We start from the raw sequence: 15,593 nt of genomic DNA, 5'->3' as shown, positions 1-15,593 counted from the left end.
ATCAATTAGAAATTGGCGGGTTTTTTAGAGAATTGCTCATACAAATAGCGCGTGTAAATGCCTGATCCTTTTGCATTGAGATGGTGTGAATCAAACAAATTCCCGGGTTTGAAGATAGCTTCCAAAGTTGGATCTTTTGGTAAGGAAATGAAATTTGCCTGCGGAATGTAGGGCGTAACCTGCGCCAGCAGCTCATATTCGCCCTTTGTAACATTATTGGGCATGTAAAAAATGACCCGTTTGCGATAGGCTTTGCCTAGTGTTATCACTTCATTTATTGCGGTGAGAAAATATACATTCGGAGCGGGGTGATCAGATGAAGCTGTGAGTTTTCTCGTATAAAAACGATTGTTAATGACCATTGTATTCAAACCCGGAATTGTCAGATTTACATCCTGAAAGCCGTTTATTTCCAGATTTGGCGGTCCTTCAATGGGGTCATTTACCGGGTTGATCCATTTTTTGAATGTTGCAATTTGCGGCGCAATGGAGAATGTCTGGAAAAGGGTTGTATTAAAGTCGCTCAGGAAATCGCTCCATTTACCGTGATCATCAGGATTAACAGTTGCTTCGTCTGCACGCATTCTGAAATAGACATCGTTAAAAACCAGATCCGGCGTCATGTGTATGGTGCTGTAATCGAGTGCGCTTAATTCTATAAAGACGATCTGGGTTTTAGGGTCATTTTCAATGATATGACGTGCAATGTTAAGCGAATTGGCTATGGAAAGGCTGAATAATCCCATGTTATAACTGCGTGTTTGTCCAGCATTCAGCGAATCAAAAATCAAAGGATTGATTCCGTAAAGCGTGCGGCTGGTTCCGATAAAAACAGCGTTAGGAGCGAATGCCTGCCGATGCTTTTCCCGTGTTGCAATGTCACGGCGCGGGTCTGCCGGCAGCAGACCAACAATCAGGACGACGGCTATTTTAAAGCCAAGAAACAGCGCGATCCAGAGCAGTATTTTTTTAACCATTGTGTGTTCGGGAGTACATAAATGGTTGGTTTTCAGAATTGAATGTAGTAAAAATTAGCAACGGTGATCTGCCCGAAAATGAGGACGAGCTGGACTAAAACCAGGAAGGAAAGGTTTCGCTGCACGGGATTTCTTTTTAACAAAAAGGAAGCAATGTCCTCTTTTTCACCCATTTGATAATTTATAAAATCCAAAATTAAAAACAAGGCAAGCGTCAAGCCGAAGCCGGAAGTGAAAATAGAAAGTGCGCCCGACTGAAACCCGAACATTGCACTGTACAACCGCAAACCACTGTCCAGCTCCGCCGCCCGAAACCAGCCCATAATGAGCGTTCCTGTAAGCAGACGGACGATAATGCGTAAAACAGTATGTGGATTTGACCCAATCCGGAGACCGAGACCGCTATAAAACCGCTCCCAAAAGCGTTTTGTCCTGATCTCAAAATTAATGTAGGCCCATTGCAAAAAACCCCAGATCACAAAAGACCAGCTCGGCCCATGCCATAATCCCGTGACCACAAAGGTGAGCAGGCGGTTGATTTCGAGCATTGTTTTGTTGGTAACGCCTTTGCTAATGTTGAAAAACACATAATCGCGGAACCAGGATGTGACCGTAATGTTCCAGGAGTTCCAGGATTCGGTGCGGGAAGGGGTGAAATAGTAGCGGTTCGCAAAGTTTTTGCTTAGCCGGATACCAAGTAACCTGGCCGACCCGGTGGCAATGTCGCAATAGCCTGAAAAGTCGCAATAGAGCTGGATTGAGAAGAGGAGAACGGCTAATGTCACAGAAACTGCGGTGTATTTTTCTGGCTGGTCGAACACGGGATTGACGTGATCTGCGAACCTGGCAGCCAAAACCATTTTTTTGAACAAACCCCAGACAATAAAGAAAATCCCAGCCTTAATGTTCTCAGGATCGTAGCTAACAGGATTTTTTAATTGCGGGATCAGCTGCCTGGCACGTTCCAGCGGACCGGCCAGCATAGTCGGGAAAAATCCCAGATAGAGTGCGAGATAGCCAAAATGCGGCTCGGGTTTGATGTATTTCCGTTGCACGTCGGTAAGATAGCCTATGATCAGAAATGTATAATAGGATATCCCGATGGGCGCTAACCAGTTCAAAACCACCGGCGAAAAGGAATTGTTGATGGGAATCAGATATTTGAAGAACAGCAGCGGCAACAGGCAGATGACGATTAATAAGGTCAGCAGCGTTTTGCGCTTCTTTTTTGAATGTGCCGGATTTCCCAAATACTGACCTCCGAGAAAACAGATCGCCGTCAGCCCAAGCCAAACAAACACATAATAGCCGCTCCAGCTCATATTAAAAAGCACGCTCAGGATCAGCAGAAAGATCCATTTCTTGGTCTGGGGCGTGTTATAGTAAGCTGCAACAATCAGGAAAAGGAGCAGGAAATATGTAAAATCGGTGAATTTGATCATTAAGCCTTTATTTTAGAAGCACAGGCAAATGCTTATGACCTCTGAAAAACACTTTCGAATCCCATTCACCAGGCTTGTCGGGATGCAGGCGGATGTTTGGGAACGCTGCCATGAACCGGGGCAGGAATTTCTGCATTTCGAACCGGGAGAGACGGGCGCCCATGCAATGATGGATTCCAAATCCAAACCCAATGTGCGGATTGGGTTTACGTGTAGGTATAAACGTTTCGGGATTTTGAAAAATGTCAGGATCACGGTTGGCGGAGGCGATGCCTAGCAGCACGGTTTTTCCCTTTTTGAGCTGTAAACCTGCAAATTCCATATCCTCTTTCACTTGTCGCGGAATCCAGTTTACAGGGCTAACATAGCGGATCAGCTCTTCAACTGCGATTGCGCAGCCGTCGTGCGCATTCCAATCTATGGCGATGTCCTTATGCTCAATCAATGTAGCAATGCTTCTCGTAAGCAGCAATGTGGTGGTTTCCGTAGCAGCATTGACCAGAAATTCCCATGTTCCGATCAGTTCATTCACCCGGGTGCTGCCCATAATTTCCTGCATTTCCAGTAACAGGCTGTTAGTCAGCTCTTTTTCCTGCCTGGAAAGCGTCTCGCCAAGGTAACTACGGAATTGCCTCGACATATGCGCGCATTCCAGCAAGTCTTTTACATTTAGTGTTTTTTCAAAAATCAGGGTAATGACGTATGAGAACTTTTGGATAAAATCGTAATCCTCACTTCTTAAACCAATGATCTTGCTGATAATGAGGAAGCTGAATTTCCTTGTGATCTCTACCAGATCCGCTTCTTCCTGATCCTGATATGCACCTATCACTTCCTGGGTCGCTTCCAGAGTAATGTGCTCGTAATTAGCCTCATAGAACTTTTTGTTAACCATTTTCCGATGTTCGGCATGTGCTTCACCATTCATGAACAGCAGCCAGTGGCGCAAGCTTTCGCCAAATTCCAGAAGTGCAGGATTATTGTTTGCAATGGCAGAAACGACTTTAAAACGTTCCTTAAAATCGAAGTTTTGAAAGTTTTCGGAGTCGGCAAAGATCTTCTTAACGTTTTTGTAATCCATCACAACCAAGTCCCCAAACACATTCAAATGCACGGGATTGGTTTTTCGCACATCATCGATCAGGTCAGCGTAATTTTGACTGATTTTGTTTTGAGATGACCAGATAGCCGCTACGGACATATGCAAGACGTTAAATGAAAGGTTGAATTGAGGCAGTAGGGGCGATAAATCAGGCTTCCTGATTTTCCAGGATCCATTCGGTTGTGGCTGCAATGGTGCCCATTTCCCAAAAAATAGAGGGGCTAAGTTCCATTCCCAGCCATTCTTCGAGCTCAGAAGTGATGTTGACCATTAAAAGGGAATCAAGGCGGAAGTTGACAATGTCTGTGTCCGGGGTAACCTTTTCAGGATTGAGCTCTGCATGATGCGCTATACGCTCAATGATCCAGCCGGAGATTTCGGTATAAGTCTTATCCATGGTGCGGTTTAAGGGAGCGTTAGTAAGATTTTAATGCGGTGAAAATAGGGATTTTATCCGTTTTTAGTGGAAAAAAGCGGCTTAAATGATTAAGTGGTGATAAAAGAAAGCCTAATTTATATTAAAAACTTCCCGTGCTTTCAACCGTTGAATTTTCCCGCTGGACGTTTTTGGCAATTTCCCAACCGCTGCGAGCACAATTTTATGGGGCACCAAACCAAACGCCAGACCTACGCTATTGGCAATATTTATTTTAATTTCATCCGTATCATCTTCATTTTGAGCATTGTTTCTAACCTCGCTCACGATCATCAGTTCTTCACCTTGTTCGGTTTCAATAGAAAATGCCGCGGTTCCATGCGGCTGAATGTGCTCATGGCAGGCACCCACCACTTCTTCAATGTCCTGCGGATAATAGTTTGTCCCGCGAATAATGATCAGTTCCTTCTTTCTGCCTGTGATAAAAAGCTGTCCGTCAGACAAAAAGCCTAAGTCGCCGGTTCGCAGAAACGGACCTTTTCCACACGCCGTAAATGCTTTAAAAGTCATATTGGTGGTAGCAGGATTTTCCCAGTAACCCAGCGCAACGCCTTCATTACGCACCCAAATTTCTCCTATCTCTCCGTCTTTCTGAATTGAATTCAGCTCTGGTTCGACAATAGTAACGTTGGTGGACTCAACGGGCGGGCCGCAAGCCACAACCATTTTCGCGTTCGTCTCCGATATGGGCCGGAACATCATTGGCGTGCCATGCAAGTGCAAGCTTACAGCCAGCGTTGCCTCTGCTAACCCATAGGCTGGAACCAGGCTTTCTCTCTTGAAACCAGTTACTTGCATCGTTTCAGCAAACTTTTCCAGGCTGGCAATGCGTACGGGTTCTGCACCCACATATAGTACACGCAAGGAACTGAGATCCAATGTTTCCAGCTGTTCGGGCTTTATCCGGGCCACACAGTGATCGAGTCCAAACCCGGGTCCGCCACAAACCGCTGCCTGATGACGGAAAATTGTTTCGAGCAGCAATAACGGTTTGGTAATGAATAAAATGGGAGAGATGATCAGCCCGGTGCCGCCTGTGAAAACAGGGGAAAGCAGTCCGTCCACCAGGCCCATGTCGTGATAATGCGGGAGCCAGGTTACGGAAGTGTCCGCAGCCGTTCGGCCAAAACAATTGTTGATCGCATTTAGGTTGGTAGTAAGATTGGCATGGCTAACCATAACGCCTTTGGGATGACCTGTTGAACCCGACGTATATTGGAGATAGGCAGTTTCATCGGGAGCAGAAACTTGCTTCGCTGTTTGTTTAGAAACATCATTACTAAGCTCATCTGTAAAAAACCACTGAATGTCCAATGCTCTTAATGTCCTGGAAGCCTCCGTTTGCCTTTGAGAAAGCATTTTAAGGGACTTTTGATTGGTAATGATGAGCGAGGCTTCGCAGTCTTTTATAATGTTTAAAATCCTTTGAATAGCCGGTTCGGAATAACCAATGGGGCATGGCACTGCAATGAGGCCGGCGTGCAATGAACCGAGGAACACTTTAATAAATGCCGCTTCGGCAGGCAACAGGATGATAACCCGGGCGCGCGGCTGGCAAATGTCAGCCAGCTGGCCGGAAGCCGCCCTCACCGCTTCCAGTAATGTTGCATAGCTAAGCGTTTCAGACAAGCCACCCTCTTTCTCCACAAATCCATAAGCAAGCTTGTCCGGAAACTGCCGGGCATAGACTTCCAGTCTGTTAAATAGATCCATGAAACCAAAGGTATAAAAAAAGCAGTACGACTAAGAAATGATCTTAATCGTACTGCTTTTCAATGCTTTATTTCAAAATTATCTCGGCCCGCGCGTTCTGTTTCGCTGCCCGTAATGATTGCCATTATTGTATTGGCGTTTGTAAGCCTTGTTGCTATAACGGCTGGAATTATAACGATCGGCGCGAATTACTTTCCGGTGCTGAGGATGCGGTTTCACAACCACAACTCTTGGTGGCGGAGGTGGCACTCTGTGATAACGGTAACCATAGCTGGGTCCGTATCCGTAGTCATAACCATAACCTGGCCCGTGTGACCTGTATGTACAGGAAGATATGCTTATTGCTGCAATGATCGTCACGATAACAGACAGCACCATTCTATTTGATCTCATGGCTTTAAGTCGTTTTGTACTATTATAAAACGATTTTCACCATTTATTAGTGCCTGCAAGTGACCTCGCAGAGAAGTAAGGGGAAGCTTTGAAACAGTTATCCACACGATATGGATAACCTAAATGGCAGGTAAGGCACTGTAAATGCAGAATTTATAAGTTTGTTAACAAGTTATCCACAGGGTCGGTGTGGATAACTTGTTAACAAACATTTGCAATTATGCTTCCACGTCATAGATCAATACACGCTCCCAGAGATGCGCGCATTCGTCTACGAATTTCTTATGCAAAGGATGAACCTGATATACGTCATGCGCTGCCTCATCAGCAAAAACCAGGATTTCAGCGAAGTCGTAAGTCGCGTCAATCACCGGGCGGCGCGTAGCGGCAGGAGGGCCAATGAATACAGAGTCGATAGATTCAATGGCTTCCAGGGATTTAATGCCGGCAAGAAGTGCCTGCCTCGCTTCCTCGTTATCTTTTTCTTTCAGCCAAAAAAATACGTTGTGAACAAACATGGGTAATCGTTTATAAGTTAAAAATATATTAAGGATTCGCTTGTGTAGCAGCCGCTTCCGGAATGCTTTCAGAGGCGGGACTAATGTATGCCTTTTCGAGCTTAAATGAAAAAGTGGTTCCTTTCTCAGGTTTGGACATGACTGCAATTTTGGTGTCATGCGCATTCAGGATGTGCTTTACAATTGCCAAACCTAGCCCTGTTCCGCCGATTTCTTTGCTGCGACTCTTGTCAATTCTATAAAAGCGCTCAAAAATGCGGTTCAAATGCTCGTGCGGAATTCCGGGGCCGTTATCCCGGACGGCAATCTCTACAAATTTTTTCCCCTCACTGAAATGCACGATAACTTTTCCGCCTTCATTGCCATATTTCACAGCATTCTCGATCAGGTTCAGCATCACCTGCTCCATGCGGTCCGCATCCGCCAGCACCCATACTTCGGCCAGCTCATCGGGCTTTACCTTGAATGTCACATCTTTATCTTTCGCGATATTTTCGAGCCTGCTGAAAATGTTCAGCGCCAGCAACCGAATGTCGATAGGCGCAATGTTCATCTTAATATCGCCCGTTTCCATTTGTGAAAGCACCAGCAGATCTTTCACAAGCACATCCAGGCTGTCCAGGTTTTTTGCAGCTTTGATCAGAAACCGCTCTCTCACATTCTCATCATCCATCGCGCCGTCGAGCAATGTGTGGATAAAGCCCTGTGCAGCGAAAATCGGTGTTTTGAACTCATGGGAAACATCTGCGAGAAATTCCCGGCGAAACAATTCCAGCTTTTTCAGCTCATCGATCTCCTTTTGTTTTTTGGTTACATAAACAAAAATCTCATCGTTTATGGTTTTGAGCGGATTGGATTCCGTGATGAGTTTCTTCCTTGGAGCGAGGTTGAAATCCTTCATTTTAAGCTTGTGAATTGTCCTGTACATTTTGTTCACTTCCCGGAAAACCAGAATGTCAACGGCATACAAAACCAGAAAAAACGAGGAAATAAAGGCCGATATAGCCGAAACGAACATCATTCCCCTCGAAACTCCTTCCACAAAAGCCAGAAAAGAAGTGGTAATCAGGGAAATCAGGAATGCCAGTATAAAAGCAATAAAGCGGGGACTTAGAGACATGATCTTGGTGTAAAAAGCGTTGGCATTCAGCCGTTCGCCGTCTTAGTTTCGACCTTAAAGTTAACATTCTGTTTGCAAGAAAACTCTATTGCATAAGTGGGCTTGTGGTTTAATAATATTTCCTTAATGTTACCAAGCGGATTAAAATGCAAAAAGGCAGTTCTCTGTGAAGAAAACTGCCTTTTGTCAGATGGACTAAAATTAAAATCCTCCGCGGAATTTATAAGTGCTGCTCACTTTGTCAATGGCAACAATGTAGGCAGCGATCCGCAGCGACACTTTGTATTTCAATGACGTTTCGTACACCTTATCGAACGAATCCTGCATGATCCGGTCTGTCCGGCGGTTAATGCGTTCCAGCGTCCATTTATAACCGATCCGGTTCTGCACCCATTCGAAATAGGAAACCGTTACGCCGCCAGCATTGGCCAGAATGTCCGGCACAACCATGATTCCTTTTTCATTTATAATGTCGTCTGCTTTGAACGAAGTAGGGCCATTTGCACCCTCTACGATCATTTTCGCCTGAATTCCGGCGACATTTTTTCTTGTTATAACATCCTCTTTTGCAGCAGGCACGAGCACGTCAACGGGCAATGTCAGCAAATCGTCGCCGGGAATAGGCTCTGCTCCCGAAAAACCTTCCAGTGAGCCTTTATTTGCATCCCGATACGCCACTGCTGCCGCGATGTCGATACCTTTATCATTATAATAAGCACCGGAAATATCGCTGATCGCGTGGATGGCAACACCTCTTTCGCGTAAAAGTAAAGCGGCATGTGAACCCACATTACCAAAGCCCTGAACCACAGCTGTTGCGCGATACGGGTTAATGCGCAGTTTCTCCATCCCGGCCAATGCCGAAACCATTACGCCGCGTCCTGTCGCCTCTGTACGGCCCAGAGAGCCGCCCAGTACCAAAGGTTTGCCCGTAACTACGGCCGGGATCGTCATGCCTTTTGATTTGGAATATTCGTCCATAAGCCATGCCATTTCTCTTGGGCCCGTTCCCATATCCGGCGCAGGAATATCCTGATCCGGCCCCAAAACGTCCAAAAGCGCAGTTGTATAAGCACGCATCAAACGTTCGATTTCTCCCGCCGACATTTCGCGCGGGTTACACGCAACGCCTCCTTTGGCGCCACCATAAGGAATATCCACCACCGCACATTTCCAGGTCATCCACGCAGCCAGCGCACGCACTTCATCCAGGTTTACATCCGGATCAAAGCGGATGCCGCCTTTGCTGGGACCAAGGATTGTCGAATGTATAACGCGGTAACCTTCAAAGGTTTTAATTTGCCCTGAATCCATCATAACAGGCAGTCCTACAATGACTTGCTTGCGAGGCACTTTCAAAATATGGTACATCTCCTCTGAGATTCCCAAAAGATCAACGGCCTTATCAAACCGCTGCATCATTGATTCCAATGGATTTTCTTTGTCCTTAATTGGAGCCGGTTCTATATATGACATTTTTAATTATTTAAAGTATTGATATTAAGTATGTTAATGAAAATTTTGTCTTGGTCAATACAAACATAATTGATTATATTTTATAAAAATAAAAAACCAATTAATCTTGAAATAGTATAAAAAATGCAAATAAGTAGAATGTTTTATGCGCAATGCGATCCTTGAAATTATGGCCTTGGTTTCTCCGATTATCCCAAATTTCCTGCAAGGGTTTCTCCGAAATCTGAATTCGTAAAAAATAAAAAAGGAGGCATAAAATTTATGCCTCCTTTCAGTATAATGCTAAATCGCTGTTACGCCATTTCCATTTTTCCGGAATTACGTTTACGATCGTTTTCTTCCAGATATATTTTACGCATACGCATGCTTTGCGGTGTAACTTCCAGATATTCATCTTTCTGGATATATTCCATCGATTCTTCAAGAGAGAAGTTGATTTTTGGAGCGATCCTCAAACCATCATCTGTTCCGGAAGCACGCATGTTGGTCAATTTCTTCGCTTCTTGCAAGTTTACAACAATGTCGTTCGGACGATTGTGCTCTCCAATAACCTGACCACCGTAGATTTCATCACCTGGCTCCACGAAGAAACGTCCGCGATCCTGCAATTTATCAATCGTATACCCTGTCGCAGGTCCTGTATTTTTCGAAATAATCGAACCGCTGATACGTCCTGGAATCGGTCCACGGAATGTTCCGAATTCTTTAAAACGGTGCGTCATTACAGCTTCACCTTGTGTTGCAGTCAATACATTTGAACGCAATCCGATCAAACCTCTTGAAGGAATCTCGAATTCAAGGTGTTGCAAATCTCCTTTTGGTTCCATGATCAACAACTCACCTTTACGCTGTGTTGCCAATTCGATCACTTTTCCAGCAGTTGCTTCCGGCACGTCCACAACCAATGTTTCGATTGGTTCAAGGCGTTCGCCCTTTTCGTCTTCTTTAAAAAGAACCTGAGGCTGACCTAGTTGCAATTCATAACCTTCACGACGCATTGTTTCGATCAACACAGACAAGTGAAGGATACCACGTCCGAAAACAAGGAATTTATCTTCTGTATCTGTTGCTTCAACGCGCAATGCAAGGTTCTTTTCAGTTTCTTTCATCAAACGGTCACGAAGGTGACGTGATGTTACAAACTTGCCTTCTTTACCGAAGAATGGAGAATTATTGATTGTGAAGAGCATGTTCATCGTGGGCTCATCCACAGCGATACGTGGAAGTGGTTCTGGATTTTCAGCGTCAGCAAGTGTATCGCCAATTTCAAAATCTTCGATTCCAGTCACTGCGCAGATATCACCAGCCGTAACTTCGGAAACCTTCACACGACCCAGTCCTTCAAATATTTGCAATTCTTTAATTTTCACTTTCTTGAAAACGCCGTCAGCTTTGCAAAGCATCATGTTAGCGCCTTCTTTCAGCACACCACGTTTCACACGACCGATCGCGATACGGCCTACGAATGCGTTGTAGTCAAGAGAAGTGATTTGCATTTGTGCATTTCCTTCGTCAATAACCGGTGCAGGGATTGATTCGATAATGGTATCCAGCAGGAATGTAATGTTATCCGTTGGTGTTTTCCAATCCGGGCCCATCCATCCTTGTTTCGACGAACCGTAAACGGTAACGAAATCAAGCTGATCTTCGGTAGCGCCAAGGTTGAACATCAGGTCGAATACATTTTCCTGAACTTCTTCCGGGCGGCAGTTTTCTTTATCTACTTTATTTACAACCACGATTGGTTTCAAGCCAAGGCCGATTGCCTTGCCTAGTACGAAACGTGTTTGTGGCATAGGGCCTTCGAATGCATCAACAAGCAACAAAACGCCATCAGACATTTTAAGTACGCGTTCCACTTCACCACCAAAGTCTGCGTGACCTGGTGTATCAATTACATTGATTTTTACGTCTTTGTAACGCACCGATACGTTCTTAGAAGTGATGGTGATACCACGCTCCCTTTCAAGATCATTATTATCAAGGATTAGGTCATCAAACTCCTGGTTATCGCGAAATAACTTTGAAGCGTGAATGATTTTGTCAACCAATGTAGTTTTACCGTGGTCAACGTGCGCAATGATTGCGATGTTACGAATGGCTTGCATTGTTTTATAGATCAATTGTTTACGGTTGTTCTTTCGGCGGCTTAAAACCGGCAGTAAACCGTTTTGCTTTTAGTTTGACTGATTTTTTGTCAAATAGGGTGCAAATGTACAGACTTTTTCTGCTGAATAACAGTATTTTACAATTAATTTATTGTTACCAGCCGAAAAATGCGGTTTGCAATGAGAGAAGTGCAATAAAACAAGAAAAGAGACGCCGATATCAGCGCCTCCTTTTACTTCAACACACCTAATGAAACACCTGCATTAGTCTTATTTCCGTTTCAGAAATATCTTGTCAATCCCTTCAACATCCAGCACAATGGAGTCGCAGGTGTTGGTCAATGCTGAAAAAGCATAGACAGCGGAAGTGTTATTTTTAAACTTACCAGAGATTACGAGAGAATCTTTTTCAGCTATCCAAGTCATAACAGGTTCATTTTGCTTGCCAAATAAGATTCCTCCCGTTTCCTTAAATTTTCCATCTTCCAAAAATGTCACTTCATCCGATTCTTTTGGGCTGGACTCTAATGACCCTGTCCAATTCCCAATAATGTTCTTTGCAAAAGCCGGAGGAACACAAGGCTTATCTTTGTCCTTATCGCAGGATGAAACGATAAAGATTGCCATGCAAAAAATCAGGATTCGCTTTATCATGTTAATCCAGTTTACAAATGTAGATATCTCATCTAATCTCTGTTTGTAAGAGATTTTTAAAAGGCCAAACTCGACTTATTATAAAGCTATCGAGTCTGGCCAATGTAAACAACAGCCGTTGACTACTAGTTGTTTACCACGATCTTATGAGTGGTCTCTGAACCATTTGTATTAGTCAAACGCACCAGATAAACACCATTAAGCAAATTCTTCACCTTAACATTTGGCGATGGCTTTCCGGAAGAATGATAAACGACTTTACCATTTGAGCCAACGATCTCCACTTTTGTAATCTTGCTCCAATCGGCTGCTTTGATTGTAAGTTCTTCAGATACAGGATTTGGATACATATAAGTAACACCTCCTTCAAACTTCACAGTGCGAATCCGGCTGTAAGCGCTGGTTCCATCCTTGTCGATCATATGCAGGCGATAAAAGTTATTTCCGTTAATGGGATCATTGTCCACTGCTACATACTCAACTTGCTGCTTACTCTCACCTTTTGCAGTAATAGTGGTTATCGTATTCCATTCCTTACCATTGGAGCTACGCTGCACATCAAAGCGATCGCTGTTAGTTTCCTCCGTTGTTGCCCAGTTTAGGTTGATCACTGCGCCTTCTTTTGTCGCGTCAAACGAAAGCAATTTGATAGGCAATGCAAAGTTTTCGGCCATGGAGAACGGACGTCTTAATCCTAATTGATTTCCAGAAGCAGGATCGTTAGCTGCGTTAGTCCAAGAACTTCCGGAAGCAATAGCATTCGGACGAGGTGTTGCAGGATTACCTTGATCAACCGGGCCGGAGAAATTAATGGTATATGTAGCCAGTTTTACAAAGGTAAATGTGTTAAGGTCTGTCTGATTTCCACGAGACAGAGTTAAACCTAGCTCTTTTTGGCCGAATGGAGGATCGCCAAATACTGTCGTTTGAACACCCAAGGAGCCAGTCGTATAGTTGGGATCAGCTACCCCGGTTCCACCAAGAATATCTACACCATCAGGAAGATCCAAGTCTAATCTAATATTGTAAGCCTTCCAATTATTGTTGTTTGGTCCGGCGTATCCAACGTCTCCTTTTGCTTCCAAGTCAAACGTCCAACTTAAGCCGTCCGCGCTAACCTTTCTGTTTGTGAAATCAAGGATAATGTTGACATTCTGCGACTTTGCAATTTGAGACATTGATATTAGCAAAAGGGCAGAAAAGAAATATTTTAGATGTTTTTTCATTTTTTTGAATTTAATAATTAATTAATGTTGAAAAGAAGCCTGAGTTAAAACTGAAGTCGAAGAATGAATAATCCACGTTGTCCACTAATCCGTCAAGATTTAAATCCTGGTTAGAATATGTACCAAAGTCACCGTTATTAAATGAGTTGTCGAAAATCGCGTAGTCAACATTGTCAACTGCATAATCTTGCTGAACATCGCCCATAGGCATGCACCAAACTCCGCTTGTCAAAACCATCTGAGCAGGCGCACCTACATTATAAGCCTTAGATAAGCTCGTGGAAAAGTCATAATTAACAGTCCCAGCACTGAACGACACTATACCAAGTCCAAGGACAGCAAGGTGATTCCTATGCTTAACCGCTATGCGAACACCTCCAAACTGCGGATTGAACTTCGGAGCAAAGCCATCTTTATCCACCACACTTCCATCCGATCTAAGCAGAAGACTCTTCGATTCAAGAATTGCTGACGGATTTTGCATGCTACGAATCTCCACTCTCACCCAGTCGACAATTTTGTCTTCGAAAAGAGTGCTATTAATATCTGCAAACACTTCCCCTCCGCCATAAGGATCTTGGGTAGGAAGCAACCCGTAAGTTGAAACGCTAGTTGGAAATTTCTGCAAATCATTCCGCATCGTCGCCACGCCGTTTTCTTGTGTTGTTGCGCCTTGAAGAAAGACTTTCAAGTTGAGATTGACTTTGGTCTCGCATGCATTGATCGATACCGTTAATTTTGAGGTCGAAAGATCCGTGTTGAAGCAACCTGTTACATTATCCTTGTAGAAAGCATAATAACTACCGGCACCCGCTTTCGTGGGGTCAGCCACTGCAACTGTATGCGAAGCGTCTTTAAACCAGACAAGTGATGCGCCTTGAGGTTGATTGTTAACGGTTGAATTGTTCAAGTTGACCGTTGTCGCAGGGCAACTATTGAAAGCTGTAGATGTCATCAAAGCAACCTGAGCAGTTCCCGCAGCGCAGCAGGCTTTAATTGTTACGGTTACTTTTGCCGTGGAAAGGTCAGTTGAGTAGCAGTTTTCGACAAAATTATAATAGAAAGCAAAGTAGTCACCGGATGAAGTGGCTTGATTTGCATCCACTGGCACACCTTGATGATTGTTATTTTTAAACCATCGAATTTGCTCCTTATACGGATCTACAACACTAAGTTGGGTAGCCAAGGGCACCAAGTCAACAAAGCTTTCTGGGCAAGTATTAGATATAGAAGACTGAGTTAAAGGGACTTGAGTTTCAACTTTGGTAACCATCAGTGAAGCAGTAGAGGTCTGCGTGTTATAACACTTCATATCTGCTGCGTAAAAGAAAGCGTAATATGGATTAACACTCGCTTTTCCAGTGGTTAAGTTAGCGCCACCAGTACTAGGAGTTGACGACTTCTGCCAAACTGGCTCAGCCTTAGGCGGCGTTATGCTAGCAATAATTGTATTTAACGGAACGGATTCGCAGGCGTATCGAGTTGTTATAACATTTCTTTTTAGCACAACCTGATCTGTTGGCAGAATGCAATTGAAGGCATATTTATCAATATCAAAGCCGACATAGCCGCTATTCCCATTCGCTGTTGCACTGCTGAATGTAAATACTAGTGTTGTTGAGACAGCTGTGAAATACACTGTTTCATAAACCCAGTCCTTATTTACTAAACCATTTAAACTTGTGGTTTTTGATCCAAAAACTGATCCGCCAGTTGAAGACACTGTAACCGTTGCAGACGCTCCGTAAGCGGAAAGAAGTGTCCTTAAAGGCAGCATCGCATAATTGAATCCATACTTTTGCCCTTGAACAAATCCAGTGACGATTACTTGTACCTTATCATTACTAGCATTCCCATTTTTGAGACACATGAAACTCTTCTGTTGAACAGGAGGCAAGCTCATGTTTGTTTGAGAAGTTGGCGGATTCGGAATTGCATCGTACCAGGGGTTCTGTGCGTTCCCTCCCACTCCAGTTGGATTAGATATTGTAGGAGCTCCGGATACTATCTCATATGAAGCAGGCACACAGTTCGTACATGGAGTACCATATGTAGGGAAGAAGGTTTGCGCATGCACGCCCGCTATGCACGCAATCAAAAATATTAGTGTGTAAAAAATTATTCTTTTCATAATTATCCTTTTTAGTGTGTCAGGTTTGTAGCCTGGAAAAATTTTTTGTTATCATGTTGTCAATAAATTGGGAGGTAGATGTTTAGGCGTTGTGATTTGTTTGACGCGGTGCCGTTCTTTTGGGGCGAGCGTCGGGAGTTGGATTGTTTTCATATGCGTATTGTCATATATGGAGTGATGGTTAAAGTGATAAAAATGTTAAGTCTGAATCCTGTGATTCGAATCGAGGCTTAAAATTGTGGGATGGAGTTGGAGAATCTGAAATGCGTTGATTGTTGGGCGGGAATGGGTGAATTA

Annotated in this window: 13 protein-coding genes; all 13 read right to left on the bottom strand. The window is 44.0% G+C overall.

The window, feature by feature from the left end; all coding sequences use genetic code 11:
- Window positions 1-5: 5 nt before the first annotated feature.
- Complete coding sequence (locus tag LZG74_RS23535) at window positions 6-977, bottom strand: hypothetical protein (protein WP_233798948.1); 972 nt, start codon at window positions 975-977, stop codon at window positions 6-8.
- Between the two features lie 32 nt (window positions 978-1,009).
- The gene (locus LZG74_RS23530) at window positions 1,010-2,419 is read right to left on the bottom strand and encodes an MBOAT family protein (RefSeq protein WP_233798947.1); all 1,410 of its coding nucleotides are present in this window, start codon (window positions 2,417-2,419) and stop codon (window positions 1,010-1,012) included.
- 7 nt (window positions 2,420-2,426) lie between these two features.
- Entirely contained in the window at window positions 2,427-3,620 is a 1,194-nt protein-coding gene (locus tag LZG74_RS23525; RefSeq protein ID WP_233798946.1) for a cytochrome P450, read from the bottom strand.
- A gap of 49 nt (window positions 3,621-3,669) precedes the next feature.
- The gene (locus tag LZG74_RS23520) at window positions 3,670-3,918 is read right to left on the bottom strand and encodes an acyl carrier protein (protein ID WP_233798945.1); all 249 of its coding nucleotides are present in this window, start codon (window positions 3,916-3,918) and stop codon (window positions 3,670-3,672) included.
- Between the two features lie 111 nt (window positions 3,919-4,029).
- Window positions 4,030-5,670, bottom strand: coding sequence for a fatty acyl-AMP ligase (locus LZG74_RS23515; protein WP_233798944.1), 1,641 nt, complete (start codon window positions 5,668-5,670; stop codon window positions 4,030-4,032).
- A 78-nt stretch (window positions 5,671-5,748) separates the two neighbouring features.
- Window positions 5,749-6,063, bottom strand: a complete 315-nt coding sequence (locus tag LZG74_RS23510) for a hypothetical protein (protein ID WP_233798943.1) — start codon at window positions 6,061-6,063, stop codon at window positions 5,749-5,751.
- Between the two features lie 218 nt (window positions 6,064-6,281).
- Complete coding sequence (locus tag LZG74_RS23505) at window positions 6,282-6,581, bottom strand: Dabb family protein (RefSeq protein WP_026631846.1); 300 nt, start codon at window positions 6,579-6,581, stop codon at window positions 6,282-6,284.
- 28 nt (window positions 6,582-6,609) lie between these two features.
- Window positions 6,610-7,701: a cell wall metabolism sensor histidine kinase WalK gene (locus LZG74_RS23500; protein WP_233798942.1), complete on the bottom strand. Its 1,092-nt coding sequence runs from the start codon at window positions 7,699-7,701 to the stop codon at window positions 6,610-6,612.
- A gap of 201 nt (window positions 7,702-7,902) precedes the next feature.
- Complete coding sequence (locus tag LZG74_RS23495; protein ID WP_026631848.1) at window positions 7,903-9,177, bottom strand: Glu/Leu/Phe/Val dehydrogenase; 1,275 nt, start codon at window positions 9,175-9,177, stop codon at window positions 7,903-7,905.
- 293 nt (window positions 9,178-9,470) lie between these two features.
- Window positions 9,471-11,285, bottom strand: coding sequence for a translational GTPase TypA (gene typA, locus LZG74_RS23490; protein WP_026631849.1), 1,815 nt, complete (start codon window positions 11,283-11,285; stop codon window positions 9,471-9,473).
- 270 nt (window positions 11,286-11,555) lie between these two features.
- The gene (locus tag LZG74_RS23485) at window positions 11,556-11,939 is read right to left on the bottom strand and encodes a hypothetical protein (RefSeq protein ID WP_233798941.1); all 384 of its coding nucleotides are present in this window, start codon (window positions 11,937-11,939) and stop codon (window positions 11,556-11,558) included.
- 125 nt (window positions 11,940-12,064) lie between these two features.
- Window positions 12,065-13,165: a T9SS type A sorting domain-containing protein gene (locus tag LZG74_RS23480; protein ID WP_233798940.1), complete on the bottom strand. Its 1,101-nt coding sequence runs from the start codon at window positions 13,163-13,165 to the stop codon at window positions 12,065-12,067.
- 10 nt (window positions 13,166-13,175) lie between these two features.
- The gene (locus LZG74_RS23475; RefSeq protein ID WP_233798939.1) at window positions 13,176-15,296 is read right to left on the bottom strand and encodes a hypothetical protein; all 2,121 of its coding nucleotides are present in this window, start codon (window positions 15,294-15,296) and stop codon (window positions 13,176-13,178) included.
- Window positions 15,297-15,593: the final 297 nt, after the last annotated feature.

It is taken from the genome of Dyadobacter sp. CY327, from assembly GCF_021390415.1.
Lineage (GTDB): Bacteria > Bacteroidota > Bacteroidia > Cytophagales > Spirosomataceae > Dyadobacter > Dyadobacter chenhuakuii.
This window is presented reverse-complemented; position numbering and strand designations above follow the sequence as displayed.

Coding starts and splice junctions, on each gene's coding strand:
- LZG74_RS23515 (WP_233798944.1), bottom strand. CDS start 5,670: ATGGATCTATTTAACAGACTGGAAGTCTATGCCCGGCAGTTTCCGGAC.
- LZG74_RS23480 (WP_233798940.1), bottom strand. CDS start 13,165: ATGAAAAAACATCTAAAATATTTCTTTTCTGCCCTTTTGCTAATATCA.
- LZG74_RS23475 (WP_233798939.1), bottom strand. CDS start 15,296: ATGAAAAGAATAATTTTTTACACACTAATATTTTTGATTGCGTGCATA.
- LZG74_RS23505 (WP_026631846.1), bottom strand. CDS start 6,581: ATGTTTGTTCACAACGTATTTTTTTGGCTGAAAGAAAAAGATAACGAG.
- LZG74_RS23510 (WP_233798943.1), bottom strand. CDS start 6,063: ATGAGATCAAATAGAATGGTGCTGTCTGTTATCGTGACGATCATTGCA.
- LZG74_RS23495 (WP_026631848.1), bottom strand. CDS start 9,177: ATGTCATATATAGAACCGGCTCCAATTAAGGACAAAGAAAATCCATTG.
- LZG74_RS23535 (WP_233798948.1), bottom strand. CDS start 977: ATGGTTAAAAAAATACTGCTCTGGATCGCGCTGTTTCTTGGCTTTAAA.
- LZG74_RS23500 (WP_233798942.1), bottom strand. CDS start 7,701: ATGTCTCTAAGTCCCCGCTTTATTGCTTTTATACTGGCATTCCTGATT.
- typA (WP_026631849.1), bottom strand. CDS start 11,285: ATGCAAGCCATTCGTAACATCGCAATCATTGCGCACGTTGACCACGGT.
- LZG74_RS23520 (WP_233798945.1), bottom strand. CDS start 3,918: ATGGATAAGACTTATACCGAAATCTCCGGCTGGATCATTGAGCGTATA.
- LZG74_RS23530 (WP_233798947.1), bottom strand. CDS start 2,419: ATGATCAAATTCACCGATTTTACATATTTCCTGCTCCTTTTCCTGATT.
- LZG74_RS23485 (WP_233798941.1), bottom strand. CDS start 11,939: ATGATAAAGCGAATCCTGATTTTTTGCATGGCAATCTTTATCGTTTCA.
- LZG74_RS23525 (WP_233798946.1), bottom strand. CDS start 3,620: ATGTCCGTAGCGGCTATCTGGTCATCTCAAAACAAAATCAGTCAAAAT.